This window comes from Plantactinospora sp. CA-294935 (assembly GCF_050936445.1).
Classification (GTDB): domain Bacteria; phylum Actinomycetota; class Actinomycetes; order Mycobacteriales; family Micromonosporaceae; genus Plantactinospora.
Window position 1 is genome coordinate 7,253,037 of sequence record NZ_JBNJMU010000001.1, and the last position, 13,452, is coordinate 7,266,488.

The window sequence follows — 13,452 nt, forward strand, 5'->3', positions numbered from 1 at the left end:
CACCGGGGCTGGTAATGCGGAATCAACGCCGGCACGGGAACGTTGCCGGCACACCTGCGCGGTACCGTCGCTTCGTGGACCAGGCCGAGGAGGGCGCCCGGATCGGCGCCGCGTTGACTGGTTGGCTGGGCCGGCTGACGTTCACCGACCAGACGAGTGACGAGGTCACCGTGCTGCTGATCGACTCGGTGGCGGCCTGGGCCATGGCACAGGGCTGGCGGGTGTACCGGCGGGCCGCCAGCGTGATGCCGCTGCCCCCGCCGTACGAGCACCGGCACTCCATAGTGGATGTCGGGTGTGCGCGGCCGGACGGTGCGCCGGTGGTGGTCGAGGTCGACCACTCCGACCGGCAGCGTTCGGTCGACAAGCTCAGGCTGGAGGCGGCGGCCGGCCGGATCGCCATCTGGCTGCGCTGGGGCGACCGCAGATTCGAGCCGCCGCCGGCACCGATCGTGATGGTGCCGTTCCGGGTCACCTCCCGGCCGGACCGAGAGGGATCCGGGCGGCGGTATTCAAGGCTGCCGGCGACCGACCGGCCGGCGCCGGCCCACCTGGCCGGGGACGTGGAACTCGGCGAGCAGGTAGACCTCTTCCCGACCCCCGACCCGGAGGGCCGGGCCGACCCGGCCCGGAGTTGACCGGTCAGCCGCGCTTCATCAGGCGCCCGACGGCGGCCATCATCTCGGTGGCCATCTCGTCCGCCCGACCCTCGGCGGCGCCCTCGTGCATGCAGTGCCGGGCGTGCCCGTCGAGCAGCCCCAACGCGACCTTGTCCAGCGCCGCCTGGATGGCGGAGATCTGGGTCAGCACGTCGATGCAGTAGCGGTCGTCCTCGACCATCCGCTCGATCCCGCGGACCTGCCCCTCGACCCGGCGCAACCGCGCGAGCAACTGGTCCTTGCTGGCGGTGTAGCCGCGAGTCGGGGTCTCCGCAGGTGTCGTCATGCCGCAAGCATAGCTAACCCCCCAGGGGTATGCTACGGTCCTGATGTACGGATACCCCCGAGGGGTAAAGTGTCCGGCAGATACCCCCCTCGGGTATAGGCTGGGTCCGGGAAGGGAGAACTGCAATGATCACCCAGAGCTACCAGGTCAAGGGAATGACCTGCAGCCACTGCGTCAGCGCCGTCAGCACCGAGGTCGGGGCGATCCCCGGCGTGACCGAGGTGAGCGTCGACCTGGCCTCCGGTGCGGTCACCGTCACCAGCAACGACCCGGTGGACCAGGAGCAGCTCCGCGCCGCCGTCGACGAGGCCGGCTACGAACTCGTCACCTCCTGACCGTGCTCGATCCAGCAGAAACCAGGTAGCACGATGAACACCGCGACGAAGTTGGGCGCCTTCGCGCTCGGGCTCGCGACAGTGTTCGGCGCGGCGTACGGGACCGGCCAGCTCGCCGGCCCCGTACGCACCGCCGACTCCAGCAGTTCGACCGACTCCGCCCACTCCACCGGACACGGCACCGGCAGCGAGGCCAGCACCGCACCGCAGCTACCGGGTGGGCTGCTCGTCTCCGACCGGGGCTACACGCTGGCCGGCGTACCGGCCCCGGCCGGCGAGTTCGCGTTCCGGATCATCGGGCCGGACGGGCAGCCGGTGACCGGCTACGACGTGGAACACGACAAGCGCATGCACCTGATCGTCGCCCGCCGGGACCTGTCCGGCTTCCGGCACGTGCACCCGGAGATGACCGCCGACGGAACCTGGCGGGTCGCCTCGCCGTTGACCGGTCCCGGGAGCTGGCGGGCGTTCGCCGACTTCAAGCCCAGCGGCGCGGAGGCGCTGACCCTCGGGCTCGACGTCGCGGTGGCCGGCGACTTCCGACCCCGGCCACTGCCGACACCGACCCCGACCGCCGAGGTCGACGGATACCAGGTACGCCTGGACGGCGCCCTGACGCCGGGACAGACCAGCGAACTGACCCTGACCGTCAGCCGCGACGGGCGACCGGTCACCGACCTGCAGCCCTACCTCGGCGCGTACGGCCACCTGGTCGCGCTCCGCGAGGGTGACCTGGCGTACCTGCACGTACACCCGGACGGCGAGCCCGGTGACGGGCGGACGCCCGCCGGTCCCGAGATCACCTTCTTCGCCGACGTCCCCTCGGCCGGCAGCTACCGGCTGTATCTCGACTTCCAGCACGGCGGCACCGTCCGCACCGCCGAGTTCACCCTGACCGCCGGCTCGCCGGCCCAGCCCGCACCCACCGGCACCCCGGGCGGCGGTGCGACACCCGACGGGCCCGCGCCGACGGCCACCGCCGGAGCGGACGAGCCGGGGCACGGCGAGCCCGGCCACGGACACAACTAGCGCAGGAGGCAGGAATGGCACCGGCCGCCGGACGACCACCCATGGCACCCAACCGGATCGAACTGAAGATCGGCGGGATGACCTGCGCCTCCTGCGCCAGCCGGATCGAGAAGAAACTCAACCGGCTGGACGGGGTGACCGCCACGGTCAACTACGCCACCGAGAAGGCGACGGTCACCTTCGACGACACCCGTACCCCGGACGAGCTCATCGCCACGGTGGAGAAGACCGGCTACACCGCCGCGCTGCCACCGCCGCCCCGACCGGCCGACGATCCCGGGTCAGAGCCGGCGGCACCCGTCGACGAGCTGCGGACGCTGCGGACCCGGCTGCTGGTGTCGCTGGTACTGACCGTGCCGGTGATCGCCCTGGCGATGGTGCCGGCCTGGCAGTTCGACTACTGGCAGTGGCTCTCGCTCACCCTCGCCGCGCCGGTCGTGGCGTACGGCGGGCTGCCGTTCCACCGGGCGGCCTGGATCAACCTGCGGCACGGTGCCGCCACCATGGACACCCTGATCTCGCTCGGTACGCTCGCCGCGTTCGGCTGGTCGGTGTGGGCGCTCTTCCTCGGCACCGCCGGTACGCCCGGCATGACGCATCCGTTCAGCCTCGACATCGGCCCGAGCGACGGCGCCGGCAACATCTACTTGGAGACGGCGGCCGGGGTCACCCTCTTCATCCTCGCCGGCCGCTACTTCGAGGTCCGGTCCAAGCGCCGGGCCGGTGCCGCCCTGCGTGCCCTGCTCGAACTCGGCGCCAAGGAGGTCACGGTGCTCCGCGACGGCGTCGAGCATCGGATCGCGGTCGACCAGCTCGCCGTCGGCGACCGCTTCCTGGTCCGCCCCGGTGAGAAGATCGCCACCGATGGTGTGGTCGAGGACGGGTCGTCCGCCGTCGACGTCAGCATGCTCACCGGGGAGTCGGTGCCGGTAGAAGTCGGTCCCGGCGACCAGGTGGTCGGGGCGACGGTCAACGCCGGAGGGCGGCTCGTCGTCCGGGCCACCCGGGTGGGTGCGGAGACCCAGCTCGCCCAGATGGCGACCCTGGTCGAACGAGCCCAGACCGGCAAGGCCCAGGTGCAGCGCCTGGCGGACCGGATCTCCGGGGTGTTCGTACCGATCGTGATCACCCTCGCCGTCGCCACCCTCGGCTTCTGGTTCGGCTCCGGGGACGGCGTCACCGCGGCGTTCACCGCCGCCGTCGCGGTGCTGATCATCGCCTGCCCGTGCGCCCTCGGGCTCGCCACCCCCACCGCGCTGCTGGTCGGCACCGGCCGGGGTGCCCAGCTCGGCATCCTGATCAAGGGCCCGGAGGTGCTGGAGTCGACCCGGCGGGTGGAGACCGTGGTGCTGGACAAGACCGGCACCGTCACCACCGGGCGGATGACGCTGACCGAGACCCTCCCGGCCGACGGCCAGGACGCGGACGAGTTGCTGCGGCTGGCCGGCGCCCTGGAGAACGCCTCCGAGCATCCGATCGCCCGCGCGGTCGCCAGCGCCGCCGTCGAGCGGACCGGGCCACATCCCGAGGTCGGCGGGTTCGCCAACGTCGAGGGGCTCGGCGTAACCGGTACCGTCGACGGCCGGGTCGTCACGGTGGGCCGGGCCCGCCTGCTGGTCGACCGCGACCTGGAGCTGCCCGCCGCGCTCGGCGCGGCGGTCGCGGACGCCGAGGCCGCCGGCCGGACCGTGGTGCTGGCCGGCTGGGACGGCCGGGTCCGGGGGGCGCTGGTGGTGGCCGACGCGATCAAGCCGACCAGCCGCGAGGCGGTCGCCGGACTGCGCCGGCTCGGCCTCACCCCGGTGCTGCTCACCGGCGACAACCACGCGGTCGCCCGGTCGGTCGCCGCCGAGGTCGGCATCGACGAGGTGATCGCCGAGGTGCTGCCGGCCGACAAGCTCGACGTGGTCAAGCGGCTCCAGGCCGAGGGTCGGGTGGTGGCGATGGTCGGGGACGGTGTCAACGACGCCGCCGCGCTGGCGCAGGCGGATCTCGGGCTGGCCATGGGCACGGGTACGGACGTCGCGATCGAGGCCGCCGACCTGACCCTGGTACGCGGTGACCTGACCGCCGCCGTGGACGCGATCCGGCTGTCCCGGGCGACGCTACGGGTGATCCGGGGCAATCTGTTCTGGGCGTTCGCCTACAACGTCGCCGCGCTGCCGCTGGCCGCGATCGGGATGCTCAACCCGATGATCGCAGGTGCGGCGATGGCCTTCTCCTCGGTCTTCGTCGTCGGCAACTCGCTGCGGCTGCGCCGCTTCAGGCCGTACCAGGACGACCGGGCGGTCGCCGCCGGCAGATAGTCGCAGTTGGGCGCCGCCGGGGCGGGGTCAGCCGAGCAGGGCCAGCGCGGCGCGTACCCGGCGGCGCTCCAGGGTGCGGTCGAAGCTGGTCTCGCCCCGACAGAAGGCGGTGAACATCCGCCAGCCGGGCGGTGTGGCCAGGGCGGTGTGGAAGAGCCCCGGGTGCCGGGAGAAGGCGGCGAGAATCCGGTGCCCGGCCCGCATCGGCGGGACGAGCTGGTCGTGCACCGCCCGGACGTACCCGTCGAGGTCACCGCCGGCCGCCGCCGCGCCGGCCAGCGCACCGGAACGCAGCGCGAAGCTGATCCCCTCCCTGGTCCACGGCTCCAGCAGGCCGGCCGCGTCACCGGCGACCAGCACCCGGCCGTGCCGCAGCGGGGAGTTGTCGGCCCGGCACCGGGTCAGGTGCCCGGAGTCGTGCGCCGGCTCCAGGCCGGACAGGCCCAGCCGCTCCACGAACCGCCGCAGGTAGCGCCGGGTCCGCTCCCCCTCGCCCCGGGCGGCGATCACGCCGACGGTGAGCCGGTCGCCCTTGGGGAAGACCCAGGCGTACGACCCGGGCAGCGGGCCCCAGTCCAGCAGCAACCGGCCGCGCCAGCGCTGCTGGAGCGGTGCGGGGATCGGAATCTCCAGTTCCAGCCCCAGGTCGACCTGTGAGTACTCCACCCCCACCCGGCGGGCCGTCACCCCGGCCGAGCCGTCGGCGCCGACCGCCACCCGGGCACCCAGTTCGGTGCCGTCGGCGAGCCGGACCCGTACGCCGTCGGGGTCCTGCTCGATCCCACGCACCGCGATCCGTTGCCGGAGTACGGCGCCCGCGTCGACGGCCGCGCCCCGCAACCGGTCGTCGAACTCCTCCCGCCGCACCATCGTGAGCAGTTGCCCCGGCCGGTGCCGCCGGGTGAACTCCCGCCGGCCGTCGGCGGTGAACGTCACCCGGTCCACCCGGTCGTCGGCGGGTACCTCGATCCGCGCGGCGGCGGCCGCCAGCGAGGTGCCGATCAGACCACCGCCGCAGGTCTTGTAGCGCGGATGCTCGGACTTCTCCAGCACCACCGTCCGCGCTCCGGCCCGGGCGGCGGCGAACGCGGCGGAGAGCCCGGCCGGTCCAGCCCCGATCACGGCCACGTCCCAGATCACGGGTAGCAGCCTAGGCGACCGCCCGGTCGGCTCCGGGAACGGGACGCCGGCCGACGATCGTGGCGGATCCGTTACCCGGGTGCATCAACGCCGTCTCGGTGGGTAATCGCGGCCTCGCGAACTGCCCGTGCGCGGTGCGCGGGCGAGGAGGTCACCATGCAACAGCTACATCTCACCGACATCGAACAGCGGGTGTACCAGGCGGTCACCACCCTGGAGGCCCGGGGACAGGTGCCGTTCCCGGAGGCCATCGCGGAGGAGGTCGGCCTGCCACCGGACCAGTTGACGACGCCGCTGCACGTGCTCGGCGAGAAGAACCTGCTGCACCGCGAGGACTCCCCGATGGAGGGTCTGGACTTCGGTCCGCGCTGGTGCTCGCAGCACCTCACCTGAGCTGCCCGGCCGACCGGGCCGAGCGGCGGGGCGACGAACCACCGGGCAGGTCAGCGACTGTGCATTGGGGCGGTTTGCGCTAGTCTGTCCCCGGTGGTCACCGTTCGCGGCCCACGACTCGGACGCGGCACCAGTCAGCGAGGCCCGATTGAGCGCGGCACAAGGCAGTCCACCGGATCGTGCCGGCCGGCCCGGGCCGGGCGACCGGGCCGGCCCGGCAACACCGGAACCGGATCCACTGGCCGGGCTGGACGAGCGGACAGCCACCCGGCGGCGCCGGCAGATCCTGACCGTCGGACTGGTCGCCGCGTTCATGACGCTGCTGGACGTGAGCATCGTGAACGTCGCGATCCCCTCGATCGACCGGGCCATCCACGCCGACCCGAGCGATCTCCAGTGGATCCTCTCCGGCTACGCGCTGACCTTCGGCCTGATGCTGGTCCCCGCCGGCCGGTTCGGTGACGCCCGGGGCCGGCGCAACGTCTTCATGCTCGGTCTCGCGCTGTTCACCCTGACCAGCGCGGCGGCCGGGCTGGCCGAGTCGCCGGCCTGGCTGATCGCCGCCAGACTGCTGCAGGGCGCGGCGGCCGGACTGGTGAACCCGCAGGTGATCGGGCTGATCCAGCAGCTCTACCGGGGTGCGGCCCGGAGCCGTCCGTTCGGGCTGCTCGGCGCCACCATCGGCATCTCCACCGGCGTCGGGCCACTGCTCGGCGGCGCCCTGATCGAACTCGGCGGCCAGCATCTCGGCTGGCGGTTGGTCTTCTTCGTCAACGTCCCGGTCGGCATCGCCACGATCGCCTTCGCCTGGCGGCTGCTGCCGGCCGGTCCCGGACGGCGGGCCGGCCGGAAGGATCTCGACCCGTTCGGCGTACTGCTGCTGGGGATCGGTGTCGTCCTCCTGCTGCTGCCGCTGGTGCAACAGCGGCAGTGGCACGGGCCGCTCAAGTGGCTGCTGATCCCGGGTGGGCTGCTGGTGCTGCTCGGCTTCGTCGGCTGGGAACTGCGGTATCGGCGCCGTCGGGAGCCGCTGTTCGACCTGGCCCTGTTCCGGCTCCGGTCGTACTCGCTCGGCACCCTGATCGGGCTGCTCTACTTCGGCGGCTTCGTCGCGGTCTTCTTCCTCTTCACCCTCTATCTGCAGGCCGGGCTGCACTACACCGCCCTGGAGGCCGGCTTGGCGATCACGCCGTTCGCGCTCGGTTCGGCGGTCACCGCAGCACTCGGCGGCCGGATCGTCAACCGGTTCGGCCGGCCGTTGGTCGCGATCGGCCTGGCCACCGTGGCGCTCGGGCTCGGCGCCGTGATCCTGGCCCTGCACTTCGTGCCCGGGCGCGGCGCACCGCTGGCGACCGCCCTGCCGTTGCTGGTCGCCGGGCTCGGCAGCGGACTGGTGATCACGCCCAACCAGAACCTCACGCTCTCCGAGGTACCGGTCGGCCAGGCCGGCAGTGCGGCCGGAATGTTGCAGACCGGCCAGCGGATCGGCGCCGCCGCCGGCATCGCCGGAGTCGGCGCGATCTTCTTCAGCACCCTGGCCGCCACCCACGACGGCTGGTCACGGGCGTTCCGGGACGCTCTGCTGGCCACCATCGGTTTCGTCCTGGTCGCGCTGGTCGCGGCGATCGTGGACAGCTGGACCGAGCGGCCCGGCACCCCGGCCGGCCGCGGCCGCACCAGGTGACCAGCACGCGGACCGGTCCGCTGGCCGGGCGTACCGGTCCGCCGGTAGTGGTGCGTCAGGCCGTCTCGCCCGGGGTGAGCCAGCGGTAGCAGCCGGCGCTCTCCTCGGCGAGCCACCCGTGCACGCTCTGCAGCCCCCGGTCGTTGACCTGCGCGTCGTGGATGCCGTACGCCCGTTCGGGTGCGATGGCCCGGACGAAGTCGATCGCCTCGGCGGTCTTCAGCCAGGACCCCTGCACCGGTACGAGCAGCGTCTGCACCGGCATGTCCGGCCGGTGCACCGAGTCGCCGGGATGATAGACCTGCCCCTCGACGAGGTATCCGAGGTTCGGGCAGTCCGGCTGGCCGCCGTAGATGGTGGCGTGCCGACCGCCGAAGGCGCGCACCCGCAGGCCGGCGGCGGTGAACTCCTCCCCCGGTGCGACGGGGTGCACGTCGAGATCGGGGATGTCCGCCCCGGCCGGGGCGTAGACCGAGACGCCGAGGCCGGCCAGCCGCAGCACGTCGACGTGGTCGGTGTGCTCGTGCGTGACGAGGACCGCGTCGGCACCGCGCAGCGCCGCCGGCTCGCTCCAGACGCCGGGGTCGATGACCAGGACACCGCCGGAGTGTTCGAGCCGTACGCAGGCGTGGGTGTATTTGGTGAGCCGCACCCGGTCACGCTACCCGCCGCTCCCGACAGTCATGATCACGGCACTTGGAGTGACGCGGATCACACATGTCGTCGGTTCGGCAGGGTTCGAGTTCTCCGCCAGCGTGTAAGCACTGCCGACCTGCCGCACCCAGCCGGGGAGGAACGCATGTCACGCCAACAGTTCGGTTTCGTCGTCGGTTTCCTCGTCGCGGCGGTATGGGCCGTCGCCGGCTTCGGAGCGGCGGCGGGTGCCGTGCTCGCCGGCCTGGTCGGGTGGCTCGCCGTACGGGTGATCGACGGTGATCTCAGCGTCGCCGGCCTGGCCGACCGGGCGACCGCGTCCCGACGCCGCTGAGCGGTGCAGGCCACCCGCACCGGATCGACCCGGCATCGGCAGGAGATGAGGACAGGCGATGGCTGACAGCAGTACCGCCACCAAGAACGACAACCGGACACAGGCGGCCACGCCGGGCCCGATGGCCACGCCGGACGGCGGTGGACCGGCCCGGGCCGAGCTGACCACCGAGTCCGGCAAGACCCGCATCGCGGAGGGCGTGGTCGCCAAGATCGCCGGGTTCGCCGCGCGGGAGATTCCGGGCGTGCGCTCGATGGGTGCCGGCCTGGCCCGGCGGGTCGGACAGCTCCGCGGTCTCGTCCCGGGCGGCAGCGAAACCATCCGGCAGGGCGTCTCGGTCGAGGTCGGCGAGCGCGAGGCAGCGATCGACCTGGACATCGTCACCTTCTACGGCCAGAGCATCGTCGAGGTCTCCGAGGCGGTACGCCGCAACGTCGTCGACCGGGTCCAGGCGATGACCGGCCTGCGGGTCGTCGAGGTGAACATCAACGTCGACGACGTCTTCGTCGAGGGCGACCAGGACGGCGACGACGGCCAGCAGCGGGCGCGATGACCAGCCGGGCGGCGCAGAGCGGCACCAGCCGGGCGGCGCAGAGCGGCACCGACCGCGGCGGCCGGACCACCGCCGAGCCCGGCCGCGCGACGACCAGCCGCGACACCCGTAACCGCCGCACCTCGCCGCGGACCAACCCGGCGACGGCGGAGGCCCCGAACACCAGGACGGCGACTCCGCGGAGCGGCCGGGCGACCACCACCCCGGCCCCCAAGGCCACCCCGGCCCCCAAGGCCACCCCAGTCTCCGAGGCCGCCCCGGTCACCGTCGCCGACCAGGCCACGGTCGCCGGAAAGATCCGGGAGGCGGTACTCGGGGTTCCCGGCGTGACCGGGCTGACCGCCGGTACCGGCGTGGAGGTGGCCACGCTGTTTCCCGGCGGCAAGGTCGTCGGCATCCGGCTCGGGGACCCGGTCGAGGTGCATGTCGGGCTCGGGCCGGTGCCAATCGCCCCGGTGGCCGAGCAGATCCAGGTGGCGGTCCGGGGCGTACTGGCCGGCTTCGGTCAGCAGCCGTCGGTGGAGGTGGTCGTCGACGACATCGACCTGCCGGTGCCGGTGGACGGGAGCTGAGATGCGCCTGGTCAACCGGCTCGCCACCCTGCTGCTCGGCTGCGCTCTGCTGGGCGTGGGGCTGCTGCTGATCGTGGAGGTCTTCGCGGTGGCCCTGGGCCGGGAGTCGGTGGTCGTCGACCGGGCGGCCTGGTACCGCACGCTGACCGGTACCCGGCTGGAGGATCCCTGGGTGCGGACCGGAATCGTCGCCGCCGGCGTACTCGGGCTGCTGATCCTGTGGGGACAGCTGGTCCGCTGGAAGCCCGACCGGCTACCCACCCGGCTCGCCGACGGCTGGCACCTGCAACGCCGCTCGGTGGAACGGCAACTGGCGACGGCCGCGAACGCGGTACCCGGAGTCGAGTCGGCGAGCGCCCGGGTCCGCCGCGAGGGCCTCGGCTGGCGGACCCGGATCCGGGCGGTCGGCGACGCCTCGGTCAGCATGGCGGTGGAGTTCACCGTCCGGCGCGAACTGGAACGCCTCGGCGCCTCGCCGCACGACCACGTCGGCGTGCAGATGATCCGGTCGGGCAGCCGGCCACGGACCGACGTACCCCGGGTGGAGGGCTGATGCGGCAGCCTGGAGAGCCGGCATGACGAACAGCGCCATCCGGGTGCTCTGGACGGTGGTCGGCCTGGTGCTCACCGCCATCGGCGTGGTCGGGCTGATCGCCAGCCTCGGACACCTGGCCGGCGTCGACAACAACGCACCGCTGCTCTGGTCGGGTCTGCTCCGCACCTGGCGCGGCCTCGACCCGTGGGGTCTGGTCATCCTCGGCGTGCTCGGTACCTTCTTCGCCTGGCTGGGGTCGAAGCTGCTCGGCCGGGTGCTCCGGGCCCGCCGGTACCCGGTGCTGGGCGACCTCGACCTGCGGTCCGTCACCGGTCAGACCGCGGCCGCCGGTCCGGCGCTGCCCGGCGCCACCCGCGTCCGGGGTGCCCGGCTGGCCCGCGGCCTCGAACGCGACCTCGCCCGGGATCCGCAGGTCCGCCGGGCCTCGGTCACGCTGGCCGGCACGGCGCCCCGGCCGGAACTCTGGATCGAGTTGCAGCTCAACTCCCGGGCCGGGCTGACCGCCGTCCGGGAACACGTGGCGGCGGCGGTCGAGAGGTTCCGGGCCACCTCCGGGCTGGCGCCGCGCCGGCTGGAGGTGACCGCCCGGATCGACGCCGCCGGCCCGGTCCGGGTGCACTGAGCGGCCCGCCCGGCCGCACCGCCCCCGCCACGGTCGCACTGAGCCGGCCCGCCCGGCCGCACCGCCCCCGCCAGGGTCGCACCCGCCCAGCGAGTGGCCGAACACACCGTGCCGGGGCGGCGGGTCAGAGCCAGCCGTACCGGCGGGCGATGGCCACCGCCTCGTGCCGGTTGGCGGCACCGACCTTGCCGGCCGCCGAGGAGAGATAGTTGCGCACCGTCCCCGGCGAGAGCGAGATCCGCTGGGCGATCTCCTCGATCGGCGCGCCGTCCGCCGCCAACTCCAGCACGTCGGCCTCGCGGGGCGTGAACGGGCTGTCGCCAGCGCTGATCGCCTCGGCGGCCAACTGGGGATCGACGTACCGGCCACCGCGGTGGACGCTGCGGACCACGTCGGCGAGCACCTCGGCGGAGACCGTCTTCGGCAGGAAGCCCCGTACCCCGACCGCGAGTGCCCGCTTGAGGTGCCCGGGCCGGCCGTGGCTGGTGACGATCATCGTCCGGCAGCCCGGTACCTCGGCCCGGATCGCCTCGGCGACCGCGATGCCGTCCAACTCCGGCATCTGCAGGTCGAGCATGGCCACGTCGGGCCGCAGCGCCCGGGCCAGCGAGAGCGCCTGGGTGCCGGTCGCCGCCTGGCCGATCACCACCAGGTCGTCGTGCAGCCCGAGCAGCGCGGTCAGCGCGCCGCGGATCAGGTGCTCGTCCTCGGCGAGCAGGATCCGGATCTGCTCGGGCGAGCCGGCCCCGATCCGTTCGCCGTCCCGCGCGACGGGCTCCGGCTCCGGCGGTCCTGGCCGGCCGGTCACGATCGGCTCCGCTGTGCCGGGACGGAGTCGGGCTCCTCCCGGGACGGGGCCCCGCCGGACGGCGCACCGCCGGACACCGCACCGGAGCCCGCCTCGCCGGACGGCGCACCCCCGAACGGCCCACCGCCGGACACCGCACCGGAGCCCGCCTCGCCGGACGGCGCACCCCCGAACGGCCCACCGCCGGACACCGCACCGGAGCCCGCCTCGCCGGGCGGCGGCGCCGCTGCCGTCAGCGGTAACTGTGCGGTCAGCCGGAACCGGTCCCGGCCCGGTCGGGTGGCGGTCACCCGACCGCCGAGCGGCGCCAGCCGCTCGCTGAGCCCGAGCAGGCCGTTGCCGAACACCAGCGGGCCGCCGGGACGTACGCCGTCGTTCTCCATGACCAGGGTCACCAGGCACGCGCCGTCCGGCGGGTCGGGGGCGTACCGGGAACGGTCGCCGTCGGCTGCTCCGGCTCCGTCGGCTGCTCCGGCTCCGTCGGCCGCCGGCCGGCCCCGGCGCACCGAGACGGTGCAGGTCAGCGCCTCGCTGTGCCGCAACACGTTGGTGGTGCCCTCCCGGACCACCCAGCCGAGCGCGCTCTGCGCCTGCGGGCTCAGGTCGTGCCCCTCCCCCAGCACCCAGCACCGCACCCCCGCCGAGGTGAGCACGGCACGGGCGCCGGCCAGTTCCGCGTCCAGGTCGGCGGCGCGGTAACCCCGGACGACCTCGCGTACCTCGGTCAGCGAGTCCTGCGCGATCCGGCGCACCTCCAGCATCTCCTCCACGGCCCGGGGCCGGTCCCGCTTCGCCAACTGCGCGGCCAGTTCGCTCTTCAACGCCACCACCGCCAGGTTCCGGCCGAGTACGTCGTGCAGGTCCCGGGCGAACCGCAGCCGTTCCTCGGCCACCGCCAACCGGACCTGGTTGCCCCGGGACCGCTTCAGTTCCCAGAGCACGCCGAGCATCCAGAGCGAGCACCGGAAGGTGGAAAACAGGACGACGAAGCCGAAGCTCAGCATCCAGACCGACGAGCGCAGGAGATCGGCCGACGCCCCGTCGACCAGACCGATCAGCAGCACCACGAGGACGAGCCCGCCGGCTCCGCCGAAGGCGTACCGGGGTGGGGCCACGGTGCAGAGCGCGCCGAGGAAGTAGCACGAGACCAGCACCGTCACCGGCAACGTCCACCCGGCGGAGCCGGGCTGCGCGCCCGTCAGGGCGTTGGTCACCTCGGCGGCGAGGATGGTGACCAGGGTCAGCCACCCCGCCGCCACGACCAGCCGGGTGGGACGGTCCCGGCGGCCGAGGAAATGGTCGACCCCGGCCCGTACGGCGAGCAGGCAGAGCACCATGTGTGCGGTGCCGAACCCGAGTACCGCGATCCGGCCGGCCGCCGGCCAGCCTGCACCGGTCGCGTTGAACAGCGCGATCGGCTCGGTCAGCAGGACCAGATAGAGGCTGGCCCGGGTGACCAGGTCGAACCGCTCGGGCTGGCCGCGTCCGGTCCACCAGCCGACCAGCTCACGCATCCGGGAC

General features: G+C 73.5%; 16 protein-coding genes. 11 read left to right on the forward strand and 5 right to left on the reverse strand.

Going from position 1 to position 13,452, the window contains the following annotated elements; translation table 11 throughout:
• Positions 1-74 precede the first annotated feature (74 nt).
• The gene (locus ACQEVC_RS31795) at positions 75-638 is read left to right on the forward strand and encodes a hypothetical protein (RefSeq protein ID WP_432884949.1); all 564 of its coding nucleotides are present in this window, start codon (positions 75-77) and stop codon (positions 636-638) included.
• 4 nt (positions 639-642) lie between these two features.
• On the opposite strand, the gene ACQEVC_RS31800 is transcribed toward ACQEVC_RS31795, so the two are convergent.
• Complete coding sequence (locus ACQEVC_RS31800) at positions 643-945, reverse strand: metal-sensitive transcriptional regulator (RefSeq protein ID WP_101365859.1); 303 nt, start codon at positions 943-945, stop codon at positions 643-645.
• A gap of 125 nt (positions 946-1,070) precedes the next feature.
• On the opposite strand from ACQEVC_RS31800, the gene ACQEVC_RS31805 reads away from it, so the two are divergent.
• The 3 genes from ACQEVC_RS31805 to ACQEVC_RS31815 are packed head-to-tail and all read left to right on the forward strand — an operon-like array spanning position 1,071 to position 4,615.
• Entirely contained in the window at positions 1,071-1,280 is a 210-nt protein-coding gene (locus ACQEVC_RS31805) for a heavy-metal-associated domain-containing protein (RefSeq protein WP_318402370.1), read from the forward strand.
• A gap of 33 nt (positions 1,281-1,313) precedes the next feature.
• The gene (locus ACQEVC_RS31810; protein ID WP_432884953.1) at positions 1,314-2,309 is read left to right on the forward strand and encodes a hypothetical protein; all 996 of its coding nucleotides are present in this window, start codon (positions 1,314-1,316) and stop codon (positions 2,307-2,309) included.
• 14 nt (positions 2,310-2,323) lie between these two features.
• Positions 2,324-4,615: a heavy metal translocating P-type ATPase gene (locus ACQEVC_RS31815; protein WP_432884956.1), complete on the forward strand. Its 2,292-nt coding sequence runs from the start codon at positions 2,324-2,326 to the stop codon at positions 4,613-4,615.
• A 27-nt stretch (positions 4,616-4,642) separates the two neighbouring features.
• Here the strand turns inward: ACQEVC_RS31815 and ACQEVC_RS31820 are convergent, their stop codons facing one another.
• Positions 4,643-5,755: a geranylgeranyl reductase family protein gene (locus tag ACQEVC_RS31820; protein ID WP_432884958.1), complete on the reverse strand. Its 1,113-nt coding sequence runs from the start codon at positions 5,753-5,755 to the stop codon at positions 4,643-4,645.
• A 156-nt stretch (positions 5,756-5,911) separates the two neighbouring features.
• Here ACQEVC_RS31820 and ACQEVC_RS31825 point away from each other — a divergent pair, with 156 nt between their 5' ends.
• Together ACQEVC_RS31825 and ACQEVC_RS31830 are read left to right on the forward strand one after the other, a co-directional pair.
• Entirely contained in the window at positions 5,912-6,148 is a 237-nt protein-coding gene (locus ACQEVC_RS31825) for a hypothetical protein (RefSeq protein ID WP_432884960.1), read from the forward strand.
• Between the two features lie 313 nt (positions 6,149-6,461).
• Positions 6,462-7,832: an MFS transporter gene (locus ACQEVC_RS31830; protein ID WP_432891805.1), complete on the forward strand. Its 1,371-nt coding sequence runs from the start codon at positions 6,462-6,464 to the stop codon at positions 7,830-7,832.
• A gap of 55 nt (positions 7,833-7,887) precedes the next feature.
• Here the strand turns inward: ACQEVC_RS31830 and ACQEVC_RS31835 are convergent, their stop codons facing one another.
• Positions 7,888-8,484 carry an MBL fold metallo-hydrolase gene (locus ACQEVC_RS31835; RefSeq protein ID WP_432884962.1) on the reverse strand — a complete coding sequence of 199 codons (597 nt, stop codon included), beginning with the start codon at positions 8,482-8,484 and terminating at the stop codon, positions 7,888-7,890.
• Positions 8,485-8,631: 147 nt separating this feature from the next.
• On the opposite strand from ACQEVC_RS31835, the gene ACQEVC_RS31840 reads away from it, so the two are divergent.
• Genes ACQEVC_RS31840 through ACQEVC_RS31860 form a run of 5 tightly spaced genes read left to right on the forward strand, consistent with a single transcriptional unit; the run spans position 8,632 to position 11,123 of the window.
• The gene (locus ACQEVC_RS31840; RefSeq protein ID WP_346263139.1) at positions 8,632-8,820 is read left to right on the forward strand and encodes a hypothetical protein; all 189 of its coding nucleotides are present in this window, start codon (positions 8,632-8,634) and stop codon (positions 8,818-8,820) included.
• 58 nt (positions 8,821-8,878) lie between these two features.
• Positions 8,879-9,373, forward strand: a complete 495-nt coding sequence (locus ACQEVC_RS31845; protein WP_318402384.1) for an Asp23/Gls24 family envelope stress response protein — start codon at positions 8,879-8,881, stop codon at positions 9,371-9,373.
• Entirely contained in the window at positions 9,370-9,945 is a 576-nt protein-coding gene (locus ACQEVC_RS31850; RefSeq protein WP_432884966.1) for a hypothetical protein, read from the forward strand. Before ACQEVC_RS31845 ends, ACQEVC_RS31850 begins: the two co-directional genes overlap by 4 nt.
• A 1-nt stretch (position 9,946) precedes the next feature.
• Entirely contained in the window at positions 9,947-10,498 is a 552-nt protein-coding gene (locus ACQEVC_RS31855) for a DUF6286 domain-containing protein (RefSeq protein WP_432884969.1), read from the forward strand.
• 22 nt (positions 10,499-10,520) lie between these two features.
• Positions 10,521-11,123 (forward strand): hypothetical protein, encoded by a 603-nt coding sequence (locus tag ACQEVC_RS31860; RefSeq protein WP_432884972.1) that lies wholly within the window; start codon positions 10,521-10,523, stop codon positions 11,121-11,123.
• Positions 11,124-11,247: 124 nt separating this feature from the next.
• On the opposite strand, the gene ACQEVC_RS31865 is transcribed toward ACQEVC_RS31860, so the two are convergent.
• Together ACQEVC_RS31865 and ACQEVC_RS31870 are read right to left on the reverse strand one after the other, a co-directional pair.
• Entirely contained in the window at positions 11,248-11,850 is a 603-nt protein-coding gene (locus ACQEVC_RS31865) for a response regulator (RefSeq protein ID WP_432891808.1), read from the reverse strand.
• A gap of 77 nt (positions 11,851-11,927) precedes the next feature.
• Positions 11,928-13,445, reverse strand: a complete 1,518-nt coding sequence (locus tag ACQEVC_RS31870; RefSeq protein ID WP_432884975.1) for a sensor histidine kinase — start codon at positions 13,443-13,445, stop codon at positions 11,928-11,930.
• Positions 13,446-13,452: the final 7 nt, after the last annotated feature.